This is a genomic window from Rhizobium giardinii bv. giardinii H152 (assembly GCF_000379605.1).
Lineage (GTDB): Bacteria > Pseudomonadota > Alphaproteobacteria > Rhizobiales > Rhizobiaceae > Pararhizobium > Pararhizobium giardinii.
Window position 1 is genome coordinate 255,646 of record NZ_KB902691.1, and the last position, 14,184, is coordinate 269,829.

At 62.5% G+C, this 14,184-nt stretch carries 10 protein-coding genes; 1 reads left to right on the forward strand and 9 read right to left on the reverse strand.

Translation table 11 applies throughout. The features are described from left to right. Positions 1 to 113: 113 nt before the first annotated feature. The 3 genes from A3AY_RS0122830 to A3AY_RS0122840 form a co-directional block, all read right to left on the reverse strand. Positions 114 to 1,067, reverse strand: coding sequence for a substrate-binding domain-containing protein (locus tag A3AY_RS0122830; RefSeq protein WP_026203729.1), 954 nt, complete (start codon positions 1,065 to 1,067; stop codon positions 114 to 116). 67 nt (positions 1,068 to 1,134) lie between these two features. After that, on the reverse strand, positions 1,135 to 2,139 hold the full coding sequence (locus tag A3AY_RS0122835; protein WP_018328008.1) for an ABC transporter permease: 1,005 nt from the start codon (positions 2,137 to 2,139) through the stop codon (positions 1,135 to 1,137). A 65-nt stretch (positions 2,140 to 2,204) separates the two neighbouring features. After that, on the reverse strand, positions 2,205 to 3,731 hold the full coding sequence (locus A3AY_RS0122840) for a sugar ABC transporter ATP-binding protein (RefSeq protein WP_018328009.1): 1,527 nt from the start codon (positions 3,729 to 3,731) through the stop codon (positions 2,205 to 2,207). A gap of 165 nt (positions 3,732 to 3,896) precedes the next feature. On the opposite strand from A3AY_RS0122840, the gene A3AY_RS0122845 reads away from it, so the two are divergent. Further along, the gene (locus A3AY_RS0122845; RefSeq protein WP_018328010.1) at positions 3,897 to 4,928 is read left to right on the forward strand and encodes a LacI family DNA-binding transcriptional regulator; all 1,032 of its coding nucleotides are present in this window, start codon (positions 3,897 to 3,899) and stop codon (positions 4,926 to 4,928) included. Between the two features lie 43 nt (positions 4,929 to 4,971). Here the strand turns inward: A3AY_RS0122845 and A3AY_RS0122850 are convergent, their stop codons facing one another. The 6 genes from A3AY_RS0122850 to A3AY_RS0122875 form a co-directional block, all read right to left on the reverse strand. Further along, positions 4,972 to 6,486, reverse strand: coding sequence for a methyl-accepting chemotaxis protein (locus tag A3AY_RS0122850; RefSeq protein WP_018328011.1), 1,515 nt, complete (start codon positions 6,484 to 6,486; stop codon positions 4,972 to 4,974). Positions 6,487 to 6,785: 299 nt separating this feature from the next. Then, on the reverse strand, positions 6,786 to 8,096 hold the full coding sequence (xylA, locus tag A3AY_RS0122855) for a xylose isomerase (RefSeq protein ID WP_018328012.1): 1,311 nt from the start codon (positions 8,094 to 8,096) through the stop codon (positions 6,786 to 6,788). Positions 8,097 to 8,126: 30 nt separating this feature from the next. Then, entirely contained in the window at positions 8,127 to 9,578 is a 1,452-nt protein-coding gene (gene xylB, locus A3AY_RS0122860) for a xylulokinase (RefSeq protein WP_018328013.1), read from the reverse strand. Between the two features lie 57 nt (positions 9,579 to 9,635). Next, complete coding sequence (locus A3AY_RS0122865) at positions 9,636 to 10,673, reverse strand: LacI family DNA-binding transcriptional regulator (RefSeq protein ID WP_018328014.1); 1,038 nt, start codon at positions 10,671 to 10,673, stop codon at positions 9,636 to 9,638. A gap of 401 nt (positions 10,674 to 11,074) precedes the next feature. After that, positions 11,075 to 12,667, reverse strand: coding sequence for a DHA2 family efflux MFS transporter permease subunit (locus A3AY_RS0122870; RefSeq protein ID WP_018328015.1), 1,593 nt, complete (start codon positions 12,665 to 12,667; stop codon positions 11,075 to 11,077). A gap of 263 nt (positions 12,668 to 12,930) precedes the next feature. Further along, complete coding sequence (locus A3AY_RS0122875; protein ID WP_018328016.1) at positions 12,931 to 14,157, reverse strand: HlyD family secretion protein; 1,227 nt, start codon at positions 14,155 to 14,157, stop codon at positions 12,931 to 12,933. Positions 14,158 to 14,184: the final 27 nt, after the last annotated feature.

Sequence of the window (14,184 nt, forward strand, 5' to 3'; positions counted from 1 at the left end):
CACCGGCGGGCAATCCGCTTCGGCATAAATTTCGGGAAATCGTCGGGCAATCAGGATGGCAATGAAAGGCTGCCCGCCATCGCGCGACGGGCAGCCCAAGCGTCAGATCAGCATCAGAACGGCGAATCGGGGAAATAGAAATCCTTCGCATTCTCCTTGGTGATCAGCGTCGCATCGATGGTGTAGACGCCGCGAACCGGCACCTGGCCATAGAAATTGGCAACCGTCATCTCAAGCGCCGTACCGACCATTGCCGGCGGATAGAGCACGTCGACCGGAATCATCTTGTCGCCGTCCATGACCCTCTTGACCATGTCCTTCGAGCCGGCGCCGGCCACGACATACTGGATGTCCGTGCGCTTGGCCTGCTCGATCGCCTGCAGTACGCCGACGGCCATGTCGTCGTCCTGGCACCAGACGACGTCGATCTTCGGATACTTGGTCAGATAGTCCTGCATGACCTTGAAGGCGTCGTCGCGGTTCCAGTTGCCGAACTGGCGGTCGAGAACCTTGATGTTGGAGCCTTCGATACCCTTGTCGAAACCGTCCTGGCGCTGCTGGTCGATCGGGATCGGCAGGCCACGGATGACGACGACTTCGGCGTCCGGCGTCGTTGCCTTGATATATTCGCCAGCGGTCTGGCCCAGTGCCGGGTTGTTGCCGGCGACGTAGAGGTCGCGAACCGTGTTGTCGTTGACGCTCGGGGCGCGATCGACGAGCGCGACGAACGTGCCCTTGCCCTTGACTTCCTTGATGGCGTTGACCAGCGGATCCGGGTCGGACGGCAGGATGACGAGCGCGTCGATGCCCTGGGTCTCGAGGTCCTGCACGGCATTGGCCTGACTTGCCGGATCCGGCGACGTCTTGACGATGACATTGAGGCCCGGATGCTGCTCCATCAGGAGCTTGGCAACGCGCTCGGCGTGAAACACGACGCCTGCCGTCCAGCCATGGTCGGCGGCCGGGATTGAAACGCCGATCGTGACCTTCTTCTCCTCCTGCGCGTGGGCCACGCCGGTCAGCGCCATCATGGCGACGGCTGCAACGCCCATTAGTCCTTTACGCATGTTTCTCTCTCCCTGGTGAATGCGGGCCTTTCGTCTTTGAGACCGGGCGACCCATGAACCCGGTTGTTCACGATTTCCGCACAAGCGAGCGCTGCACGAGCATCGCGATGATGATGATCGCACCCTGGATAGCGCCGATCAGATATTCGCTGATGAAATTGGAAAGCAGCATGATGTTGCCGACGAGTTCGAGGATAAAGGCGCCGCAGATCGTGCCCCAGACACGTCCCGCCCCGCCTTTGAGCGCCGTACCGCCGACCACGACGGCGGTGATCGCCTGCAACTCCCAGAGGATGCCGGTCGTCGCCGAGGTCGATCCGAGGCGCGGCACGTAGAGGAGAACCGCGATGGCGACGCAAAGCCCCTGGATGACGAAGGCGATGGTGCGCACACGATTGACCGGAATACCGGAATAGCGGGCGACATCGCTGTTCGACCCGACGGCGACGACATGCCTACCATAGCGGGTGCGGTAAAGGACGAAAGCGGCAACGCCAGTGACCGCAAGAATGACCGCGATCGGAACCGGCATGCCGAGGATCGAGCCGAAATAGGCGGGACGGTACATTTCCTGGAGTTCCGGCTCGCGCAGCGTGATCGCCCCGCCCTGCGACAGCCAGGTGGTCAGGCCGCGATAGATGCCCATCGTGCCGAGCGTCGCGATGAATGGTTCGATCCGGCCGACTGTGGTGATCAGGCCATTGGCGAGGCCGCAGAGTGCGCCGGCAATGACCGTGAACAGAACGGCCGCGGTCAGCATCAGCGCGGGATCGGCAATGGCACCCGAATTCATGAACAGGATCATCAGGCTTGCGACAAAGGCAACCATCGACCCAACGGACAGATCCAGATCGCCCGAGGAGATCACGAAGGTCGCGCCGACCGCGATGATGGCAATGAAGGCGCTGCGGGTCGCGACATTGGCGAGGTTGGTGATGCCGATGAAATTCGGATTGACGATCGCCCCGAGAATAAGGAGCAGCACCAAGGCCGCGAAGGGCGCGACAGCCCGAAGATCGATATCCCGCCAGGTCCGGCGCCGGATTGCCCGGGTTTCCTCGTTCACGCTCATATCCAAACCAACCTCCCGTCCCATTGTCCCTGGGAATTTCTTCTGTTTCGCGCCGTTATGCCGGATCAGGCGACCGCCTTTTTCTTCAGTCCCGCCGCATAGCGCATGATTTCCTGCTCGGAGATTTCCTCCCCCTCCAGCATGCCGACGATCCGTCCCTCGCGCATGACCGCAACGCGGGTGCAAAGGCCGATCACCTCCGGCATTTCCGACGAGACAACGACGATCGCGCGGCCGTCGCGGGCAAGCGCCGAGATGAAGTGATAGATCTGCTGCTTGGTGCCGACGTCGATGCCGCGGGTCGGCTCGTCGATGATGATGATCTCCGGCTCGGTTTCCATCACCTTTGCGAGAAGCAGCTTCTGCTGGTTGCCGCCCGACATGCGGCCGGCGACCACATTGCCGTCGCGCACCCGGATGTCGAAGCGCCGGCGTGCCCGCTCCAGGGCGGACGCCTCGCTCGCGGGGCTGAGATAGCCGAACTTGCCGTGCTTCTCCAGCGACTGCAGCGTCAGATTGGCGGTCATGCGCGAATTGAGAAGCAACCCCTTGGACTTGCGATCCTTGGTCATGTAGGCAAGGCCGCAACGGTTTGCCGCATGGACGTCGCCTGACGGCACCGCCTCCCCCTTGATGATCACCTCACCGTGGGTGCGAGAGCGCAAGCCGGCGACCGCCTCCATCAATTCGGTCCGGCCCGAGCCGATCATGCCGGAGAAGCCGAGGATCTCGCCCTTGCGGACCTCGAAGTTCGCATCGCGGACATAGCCGGTCGAGAGCGCGTTGACGCTGAGCATGACCTCTTCGTCGACATTCGGCTCCCGCTTGGCCGGATAGAGCTTGGAGAGCTCGCGGCCAACCATCAGCTGGGCGATCGATTCACCGTCCAGGAGCGATGTCGGCGACGTCTTGATCCACTGGCCGTCGCGCAGGACCGTGACCCGGTCCGTCAATTCCATGACCTCGTCGAGCTTGTGCGACACGAAGACGAAGCTCGTGCCCTGGTCGCGCAGCTTGCGCACCTGTCTGAACAGGAAATTGGTCTCCTCGCGCGAGAGCACCGCGGTCGGCTCATCCATGAACACCACCCGCGCATCACGGCTGATCGCCTTGGCGATTTCCACCATCTGCTTGTCGGCGATGGAAAGCGTGCTGATCATCGCATTTTCATCGACATGCGAGCCGAGGAGATCAAGGACGCGGCGCGCCTCGGAGCGCATGTATTTGCGGTCGAGCACACCGAAGCGGGTGACTTCGCGACCGAGAAACAGGCTCTCGGTGACGGTCAGGTGTTCGGCCAGATTGAGTTCCTGGTGAATGATGACGATGCCGAGCGCCTCTGCCGCGCCATTGGGCGGCAGCTTGACCGGATTGCCATCGAGAATGATTTCGCCTGAGGTCGGCTGCTCGAAACCGGAGAGTATCTTGACGAGGGTCGACTTGCCGGCGCCGTTCTCGCCCATCAGCGCATGGATCTCGCCGGCACGCAGGTCGAAATTGACACTGAAGAGCACCTGCACGCCGCTGAAAGATTTGCTTATTCGCCTAGCGGAAAGCACCACCGTGCCGGCGTCGACGGCCTCCGAATCCATCACGTTCCCTCCCTGCGGCTCCCATCCGCTTGGGTGTTATGTAAACCTTTACATAGATCGTGTAAAGGTTTACATCTGGGCAGAACACAGAATTTCCGAGGGCGGCCTTTGACGCCTGGGGAAGTCTGTGTAGTGTCCCGCCGAGCTAACCCAAGGCAGAACGCAGTGTCGAATTCCACGCCGGCAACAATCGAGGACGTCGCCCGTATCGCCGAGGTTTCGATCGCGACGGTCTCGCGGGCGATCCATACGCCGGAAAAGGTCGCGAACTCGACACGCCTCAAGGTCAACCAGGCGATCGCCATCACCGGCTATACGACCAACGCCATGGCGCGCAGCCTGAGGCTCGGCCGGTCGAACATGATTCTCGTCGTGGCACCCGACATCGGCGACCCGAACTTCTCCAACATTCTCGTCGGACTGGAAAACGAGGCGCGCTCGCATGGTTACGGCGTGCTGATCGGCCATACGCAGAACGACCCGCAGCGCGGACTGGAATATCTGAAGTTCCTCAATTCCAACCAGGCGGCCGGGCTCATCCTGTTCACCGGTATACTGCCGTTCGGCCATCAGGCGATGACCGCGCGGCTGCCGCCCAGCGTCGGTGTCTTCGAACCGGTGTTCAACGGCGGCATTCCCTATGTCGGCGTCGACGACATCGAAGGCGCGCGCAAGGCGGTCGACCTGCTCATTGCCGAGGGCCACCGCAAGATCGCCTTCGTCGGCGATTGCCGCACCCGGCTTGCCTATAGCCGGCGGCGCATGGGCTATGAGGCCGGGATGGACGCGGCCGGTATCGGCACCGATCTTCGCATCGTGCTCGAAGGTGACGGCACCATCGAAAGCGGACGGCTGGCGGTCGAGCAGCTGTTCATGCGCGATACGCTGCCGAGCGCCTTCATGTGCGTCAACGACCAGACCGCGATCGGCGTGATGATCGGCCTTGGCGCGCGAGGCTATGATGTCCCGCGGGACTTTTCGGTGACGGGCTTCGACGACGTGCCGCAGGCGGTCTTCACGTCCCCGGCCCTCACCACCATCCGCCAGCCGCGCACGCTGATCGGCAAGCATGCGATGGCGCTGCTGCTGGAGCTGCTCTCCGACGGCCGGCCGGCCGAGACGGAAATCCTGCTGCGTCCGGATCTTGTCGTGCGCAACTCGGTTTCGGCGCCGTCGCGCGCGTGGACGAAGCGCTGAGGCTTGCGGTCAGCGCTTCGCCGAGCGTCCCGCCACCGATCGATCAGGCATAACGCCGTTGCGCAGGGTGCCGCACGACATTGGCAGTGTGGCCCGGCTGCGAGACGGTAAACTGATCGGCAAGCCCCTTCAGCCCGGCGCTGACGCGCATCAGATTGCGGGTCGCGGCATGGGTCTCTTCGACCATGGCGGCATTTTGCTGGGTCATCTGGTCCATGCCCGTTACCGCCGTGTTGATCTCGCTGATACCGATCGCCTGCTCGCGCGCAGATCCGGCAATGGCATCGATATGTCCGTTGATATGCGTCACCTGCTCGCCGATGGTGCGCAGCGCCTCGCCGGTACGGTTGACAAGGGAAACGCCCGTCAACACATCCTCGAAGGACTTGTCGATCAGCGACTTGATTTCCTGAGCAGCAGCAGCCGATTTTTGCGCCAGTTCGCGAACTTCCTGAGCGACCACGGCGAAACCCTTCCCCGCATCGCCCGCACGTGCAGCCTCGACTCCGGCATTGAGGGCAAGCAGATTCGTCTGGAACGAGATCTGGTCGATGACGCTGATGATCTGGGTGATCTTTTGCGAGGATTCCTCGATCGCGCTCATCGCGGCAACCGCCTGTTCGACGACCTCGCCGGATTTGCGGGCTTCTTCGGTCGCATGACCAACAACGCGGCGGGCTTCCTCGGTGCGGATTGCCGCCTCCTTCGAGATCGTCGTGATTTCCTCAAGAGCGGCCGCAGTCTGCTCGAGCGAGGCGGCCTGCTGCTCGGTGCGGCGGGCCATATCATCCACCGCGGTCACAAGTTCGCCGGCATTGCCCGAGGTCTCGCCTGCGGCAAGCACGATCGATCCGAGTGTCTCGTCGAGCGTGGCGAGCGCCGAATTGAAATTGGACCGCAGTTCGCCGAACTGCGGTGCGAGCGCCTGGTCGATCGAAGCGGTAAGGTCCCCCCTGGCAAGCCCGGTCAACGACTTGTCCAGCGCGGAAAGCGCCTCGTCCTGCTGTGCGCCGAGCGCCTGACGCTCCGCCTCCACCTTCACTCGCTCGGCCTGCAAGGCTTCGAGATAGACCGATATCGCGTAGTCCATGTCGATGAACGCCGCCTTCATGATGGCCGTTACCTCGGCACTGATGGCCTTGGCTTTCTTTTTGTAGAGGAAACCTTCCAGATGCTTTTCCACCACGGCCTTGATGATCGATTCCATGATCAGCGCGTAACCGCCGATATACCAGCGCGGCTCGAGACCAAGGCGGGCATGGGCCTTGCCGATTGCGGTCACCGCGTCGACATAGGTCTCGTCAAAAGCGCCGCTCGCGATCTGGTCCCAATGCCGGGCCTGACGGGACTTGGCGCTCTTGACGTGCGCGTCGCTGGAGAAGAATTTTGCAGTGATCGGATTGGCCGTCGCCTTGCGGTAGAAAGCATCGAGCGCGCCGTCCAGCGAGGCCGAAATGGTGGGCTTTGCCCGACCCAGGGCAATACGCTCCTCGTCGCCTAGTCCGACGAAATCCAGCCGCTCTTTGAGGTGTTGGGGTCTGGAAGCAGAAACAGTCATGCCGGTCATCCTACATCGAAAATTGAAAAGAGATGCGGACTGCTCGATCGGCTTCATGCCGGCAGGTAAGAATACGCGCCTGGCAAGCGTTAGGCCGCCATGGTTAAGATTGCCTTTAAGCCTTGGCAGCCTAATGGTGGCAAAATGATCGATCTTATTGATTTTATTTCCTGAATCGTTCTCTACGACATTTGTCGACAAAATGTCGCATAAGACCAAAGGCGCTATCAAAGCGGCTGTCAGCAGGAAGGGCGCCGATAGCGCCCTTCCGAAATGCTTGATGGAAATCGACTGAACGCTCAGACGTAACGGTTGACGACGTTCTCAAGCAGTTCCTGCTTGCCGGATTTCGGCTGCGGGTTGATGTCCCTGGCCTCGACATAGTGCGCGATCTCTTCCAGCGAATATTCGCCGCGCAGCATCTTCTGGCTTTCGGGCGTATCCCAACCGGCATAGCGATCGGAAAGCGGCTGGGACAGCGCCTTGTCCTCGATCATCTTCGCTGCCGCCTTCAGGCCGCGGGCGCAGCAATCCATGCCGCCGATATGGCCGATCAGCAGGTCTGCCGGATCGAGCGACTGGCGGCGCAGCTTGGCGTCGAAGTTGGTGCCGCCGGTCGTAAAGCCGCCGCCTGCCAGAACATGGTAGTAGGCGAGCGCCATTTCCGGAACGTTGTTGGGGAACTGGTCCGTATCCCAGCCGGACTGGTAGTCGTTGCGGTTCATGTCGATCGAGCCGAAGATGCCGAGCGCGTTGGCAAGCGCGAGTTCATGCTCGAAGGAGTGACCGGCAAGGATCGCATGGCCCTGCTCGATATTGACCTTCACCTCGTTTTCGAGGCCGTTCTTCTTGAGGAAGCCGTAGACCGTTGCGACGTCATAGTCGTACTGATGCTTGGTCGGCTCCTGCGGCTTCGGTTCGATCAGGATCGTGCCCTTGAAACCGATCTTGTGCTTGTATTCGACGACGAGGTTGAGGAAGCGGCCGAGCTGATCCAGCTCGCGCTTCAGGTCGGTGTTGAGCAGGGTTTCATAGCCCTCGCGGCCACCCCACAGCACGTAGTTCTCGCCGCCTAGCTTCTGGGTCGCGTCCATGCAAGTCTTTACCGTCGCGGCCGAGAAGGCGAAGACGTCCGGATCCGGATTGGTCGCGGCGCCCGACATGAAGCGACGGTTGGAGAAGAGGTTTGCCGTGCCCCAGAGCAGCTTGACGCCGGTCGCGGCCTGCTTCTCGGCGAAGTAGTCGACGATCTCGTTGAGGTTCTTCGTATTCTCGGCAAAGTTCTTGCCTTCCGGGCGCACGTCGGCGTCGTGGAAGCAATAGTAGGGCACGCCGAGCAGCGAGAAGAATTCGAAGGCGACGTCGGCCTTCAGTTTCGCGGCTTTTATGGTGTCTTCGAACCACGGGCGCAGGAAGGTCTGGCCGCCGAAGGGGTCGCCGCCCGGCCAGGTGAAGGTGTGCCAGTAGGCGACCGCAAAGCGCAGGTGGTCTTCCATGCGCTTGCCGAGGACGATCTCCTCCGGCTGGTAGTGGCGGAAGGCCAGCGGGTTGGTGCTGTCGGGGCCTTCATACTTGATCTTGGCGATATCGCCGAAGAAACCGGTGCTCATGGATATTTCCTCTCTCTTGTCTTGGTATGGTCAGTAAGCGGCGCGGATCGCGGGATAGAGCCGGCGATAGCGTTGATAGGCATCTTCATACGCCGCCTTGAGCGCAGCGTCGGGCTGAACGGTTTCGGCGGTAACCGGGGCGGTGAAGACCGACAACGGATCGGCCTTGGTCGCGGCGACGAGACCGAGGCGGGCAGCACCGAAGGCAGCGCCAAAATCGCCATCCGCCGGGATTTCGACGGGAATACCGAGCGCGGTCGCAATCGACTTCAGCCAGTAGCGCGAGCGCGAACCGCCACCGATAGCGGTGACGCGGGATAAGGTGGTGCCGGCGGCCTTGAGGGCCTCCAGGCTATCGCGCAGCGCAAAGGACACACCTTCGAGAACCGCCTGGGTCAGCACGACGCGACTGCTTTCATGGCCGAGACCGGCAAAGACGCCGCGGATCGCTGCATCGTTGTGCGGCGTGCGCTCGCCGGAAAGATAAGGCAGGAAGGTCACGCCCGACGGTGCCTTCAGCGTTTCGCCGAGTTCCCCCGTCAGCTCGCCGGCACTTCTGCCGGTTACGCCGGAGTGCCAGTTGAGCGCGTCGGTCGCCGACAGGATGACGCCCATCTGGTGCCACGTGTCGGGAAGCGCGTGGCAGAAGGCGTGGACGGCGCTTGCCGGATTGGGCAGGTAGCTGGAATTGGCGGCGAACAGCACGCCGGAGGTGCCGAGCGAGACGAAGGCATTTCCCTCGCCGACCGTGCCCATGCCGCAGGCGGAGGCCGCATTGTCGCCGGCGCCACCCGCAACGACGACGCCCGAACCCATGCCCCAGCTGGCGGCAAGATCGCTCCTCAATTGGCCGCCCGCCTCGGTGCCTTCCACCAGGCTCGGCATGTGGCGCTCCTTGAGGCCGGTTGCGGAAAGCAGGCTTTCCGACCAGGCGCGCTTGCCTGTGTCCAGCCAGGAGGTCCCGGCAGAATCGGACATTTCCGAGATATGCTCGCCGGTCAGCCAGAGACGCAGGTAATCCTTGGGCAGGAGCACCCAACGGACCCTGGCAAAGATTTCCGGTTCGTTTTCGGCAACCCAGACCAGCTTCGGCGCGGTGAAGCCGGGGAAAACGATGTTGCCGGTCAGGGCGCGGAATTGGGGATCGGCATCCAGGGCCGCCGCCTGTTTGAAACTGCGCGTATCGTTCCAGAGGATGCAGGGGCGCAGCACCTTGTCCTGGTCGTCGAGCAGTGTCGCCCCGTGCATGTGGCCGGAAAGGCCGACGCCTTTGACGGCGGCGAGTTCTGCCGGATAGGCCGCCTTCAGCCCGGCGATCGCCTCCTCCGTCGCCCGGATCCAGTGTGCCGGATCCTGCTCCGACCAGCCGGGATGCGGACGCGAAACGTCGATGGCGCCCGATGCCGAACCGATGACCCGCTGGCCGTCATCGATCAACAGCGCCTTTACCCCGGACGTGCCGAGGTCGATCCCCAGATACATGAAGGTCTCCCTGTAGTTCTTTATCGTTCTTCGCCCTGCCCGGGCTTTTGGTTTTCGTCACCCTTCGTCGAAGGGCAGGTTGTCCTTGAGGAAAATGTCGATGTAGATGCGCTCCTGTGCGCCGATGACCGCGGCGCCATCGGCCTTGGCCTTTAGCACCCGCACGGCGCTGCGCACTTCGTGGCCGGCATCCTGATTGAGGACGGCGTCGATCAGCCCCTCATTCAGCGCCGCGCGCGTATGCCGCGTCAGTTCATGAGCAATGACGCAGACAGGCGGAGCGTCTTTTCGCTGCTTCAAGGCGGCGATCAGGCCACGATTGCCGGCACCGAGGCTGTAGATGCCGACAGTCCCGGGCGATGCGGCAAGCGCCTCGCCGACAAGCTTTTCCGTCAGGACAGGATCATCCTGTCCCTCGATAACCGGCAGCAGCGTGTGGCCCGGAAAGTCCTCGTCCATCACCGCGCGAAACCCGTCGAGGCGTTCGCGATGGTCGCGCACCAGCATCGAACCGGCAAGCACGGCGATCGGCCCGGGTCGGCCACCGAGGAAACGGCCCAGCAGGCTTGCCGCCGTTCGCCCTGCCGCAACGTTGTCCACGCCGGCGAAATGATCGCGCGCAGAGCCGGCCAGATCGGAAACCAGCGTCACCACCGGAATACGGTCGGCCCGCAGGCGGTTTACGGCGGCAATCACTTCCGGAGATTCAACCGCCACCACCGCGACACCGGCCGGCGCCGTCGCGCGGACCTCGTCGAGCGCCGCAACCAGGGCTTCGGCGTCGAAGGCCGGAACCTTGACGATGGAAATCACCATCCGCTCCAGCGGCCCGCGGGCCATCGCCGCATGCACTTCCGCTTCAAGACCGCGCATGAAGGAATTATCGCCGGAGGGCAGGATGAAGACGAACGGGTATTTACGGCTTTTGGCGAGGTTCGCCGCCGCCACATCGCGGACGTAGCCAATCCTCTCGATTGCCTGCTCGACACGGTCGCGGGTGACCTTGCGAACACCTGCGCGCTGGTTCAAGACCCTGTCTACGGTCGCAAGGCTGACCCCGGCCGCAGCGGCAATATCGTGAACTGTCGGGCGCATGTTTCCTCCGCGAGAACCTTTACCGGAAAATTTGAGGTACGTAAATCAGAAAATTACTCCGGCATTTTGAAAGCGGCTTGGCACGCCGTCGAGCGCTAGGCAAGACGCTTGCTTGAAGACGTTCCTGAAGGCCGCGCCGCCATCGCTTCTCCCGGCTTGTGCGAGAGCCACATCCATATAGCGATTTGACATGGACGAGCGCAAAGCCTCGTTTGGCAGCGCATTCGGACCGGGCTTGGGGCCGGAGACGGGCACGCATGGACATCGGCGGGGAAGAGCGCGCGCGCGTGGAGAGCGGGAGAAATGCGTCGCTGTTCATGCAGACTGCCCCGAGGAATCACCTTAGGGCAGTCTGGTCGATCACACCGGTGGCGTACAGAGGTTTTCGCGACAGCGGCAGGTCAATGACCGCCCCCGCCGCCGCCCGGCGCAGCCTGCGGCTTCTTGATCAGGAACGCGGCCACGACCAAGGCTGCGAACAGGAAGGTGAGGATCAGGAAGACATCGATGAAGGACAGGATCGTCGCCTGCTGCTGCACCATGCCGGAGAGTTTCTGGATGGCGATCGTTGCGCCGTCGAGACCGTGCGAATTGTATTTCGCGATCATGCTGTTTAGCTGGTCGACGGCTTCCGGGTTGCCCCACTGAACATGCTCCTGCAGCCGGGCATAGTGCTCTTCCTGGCGCTGCGTCAGGATGGTGTTGATCGCAGCGAGGCCGACGGCGCCACCGAGATTGCGGGTCAGGTTGAACAGGCCGGAGGCGCCGCGAACCCGCTCCGGAGACAGCGTCCCGAGCGCGACGTTGTTGATCGGCACCATGCAGAGCATCAGGCCGCAACCGCGCAGGATCTGCGGAACGAGGAGTTCGTAGAAATCCCAGTCGGCTGTCATGTGGCTCATCATCCAGGTGCCGGAGGCGAAGCTGGCAAAGCCGATCGCCATCATCACACGCGGATCGAGCTTCGTCGACAATTTGCCGGCGATCGGCGCCGTGCAGAACATCGCAAGGCCCGAAACGAACATGGTTTCGCCGATCATCAGCGAATCATAGCCGCGGATCCGGCCGAGATAGAGCGGATAGAGATAGGTCAGGCCATAAAGACCGATGCCCATGATGAAGGAGAACAGCGAACCGAAGGCGAAGTTGCGGTTGGCGAAGGCTCTTAGATCGACGATCGGGAACTCGACGTTGAAGGCGCGGTAGAAGAAGACCAGTGCGCCGATCGCGGAGGCGATGGCACCGAGGAAGATATACTCGTCGCTGAACCAGTCATTGGCATTGCCTTCCTCGAGCACGTATTCGAGCGAGCCGAGGAAGACGGCCATGGAGAGCAGGCCCCACCAGTCGAACTTCTTCATCAGGCCGAGTTCGGGCTTGTCGAAGTCGATGAAATTCCAGGTGACGATCGTCACCAGAATACCGGGGATGATGTTGACGAGGAACAGCCAGTGCCAGGAGAAGGCATGGCTGAGATAGCCGCCGACCGTCGGGCCGATGGTCGGGGCGAGCGTGGCAACGAGGCCGATGATCGGCGAGACGATGCTGCGCTTGGACGGCGGGAAGATCGTGAAGGCGGCCGCAAAGACCGACGGGATCATGCCGCCGCCGATGAAGCCCTGCAGCGCCCGGTAGACGATCATCTGGTCGATATTGGTGGCAGTAGCCGCAAGCGCGCTGGCGATGGTGAAGCCGGCCGCCGAAACCGAAAAGAGGATGCGGGTTGAAACGATGCGCGCCAGCGTGCCCGACAGCGGGATCATGATCACTTCGGCGATCAGGTAGGCCGTCTGCACCCAGGCGACCTCGTCGGAGCCGGCGCTGAGGCCCGCCTGGATTTCCGCAAGCGAGGCCGAGACGATCTGGATGTCGAGGATCGACATGAACATGCCGAAGACCATCGCGAAGAAGGCGATCAGGCGCTTCGGATCCATCCGCTCGGCCGCACCGGCGTCAGGAAGCGGGATCGTGCCCGCAGTGGCAGTGGCAGCCATCGGCTCTTGCTCCCGGCCCGGCTCCCGTTGCGACGAACGGTGCGGCCATCTTGGTCATCAACGTAAAATGCGTAGCTTTCATCCGGCTTCCGGACGACTGGTTGATCGCGAGACGCCCCTCATCCGGCCTATCGGCCACCTTCTCCCCGTTTGACGGGGAGAAGGGACAAGCGGCAAGCTCTGTTATCCCCTCTCCCTGCATGCGGGGAGAGGGCTAGTTGGAGGAGCTTGGTCGAAAGAACAAGGCTATCACGGGCACCCGATCACTTGACCGCGGCGACAGCCTGGTGCTGCGGCGCCGTGCGGGTATCGACATCGACGACGACGCTGAGACCCGCGCGCAACCGTCCGCTGTCGAGCACGTCCTTCGGGAAGACGATGCGGACCGGCACGCGCTGGATCACCTTGGTGAAGTTGCCGGTGGCGTTTTCAGCCGGCAGCAGCGAGAAGACCGCACCGGAGGCCGGCGAGATCGACTGCACGGTGCCGACGATGGGCTCCTCGTCGAAGGCGTCCACATGGATGCTGACCTTCGAGCCCGGCACCATGTGGGCGATCTGCGTTTCCTTGAAATTGGCGTCGATATAGAGCTGGTCGACCGGAACAAGGGCAGCCAGGCGCTGGCCGGCGGACACCAGGTCTCCGTCCTGAACGGCGAGATTGCCGACGATACCGTCATAGGGTGCTTTCAGGACCGTGAAGCCGAGGTCACGCTCGGCCTTGTCGCGCGCCAGTTCGAGCGAGCGGATGGTGCTCTCTGCTTCGGCGCGCTGCGCGGTCAGGACCGCGATGTTGGCGTTCGCGGCAACGATATTGGCATCCGCACCGGCGAGGTTGGCCTTGGCCTGGTCGAGCGCAACCTGCGCGCTGTCGAGGTCGGCGACCGTACCGACTGCCTTTGACTGGAGCTCGCTGGCACGCTTGAAAGTGATTTCGGCGCCCCGGACGCTCGCCTCGAGCGCGGCCTTCTGGGCCTGCGTCTGCTGCAGGCTGGCCTTGGCGCCGGCGATCTGCGCGTCGAAGCGCTGCAACGACAGCTTTTCGGTGTCGATCTGCGCCTTGGCCTGGTCGGCAGCGATGCGGTAATCTTCCTTGTCGAGCGTGATCAGCGGGTCGCCAGCCTTGACATGCTGGTTGGCAACGACGTTGACCTTCTCGACATAACCGGAAACCTTCGGCGAGATCGAGGCGATGTCGCCCTCGATATAGGCATCGTCGGTCGAGATCATGAAGCGGCCATTGGTCCACCAGTCGTAGCCGTACCAGCCGCCGGCCGCGAGCGCAGCCATGGCGATCATCGGCATCAGAAGTTTGCGGCGCTTCGGCGCCGGCTTTTCCTCAGCCACGACAGCCTGCGGTGCCGCTTGCGCTTCGGTGGCGGGCTCGGTTACGCTCTTGGCTTCCGGGGTCGCGATGTGTTCGCTCGGAGCTTCGAAATCGTCGCCGACGGGGCGAACATGCGCAGCACCGGTCTTGCTTGAAACTGACATTGCGTCACCAACCCTTATGTGGGAGAA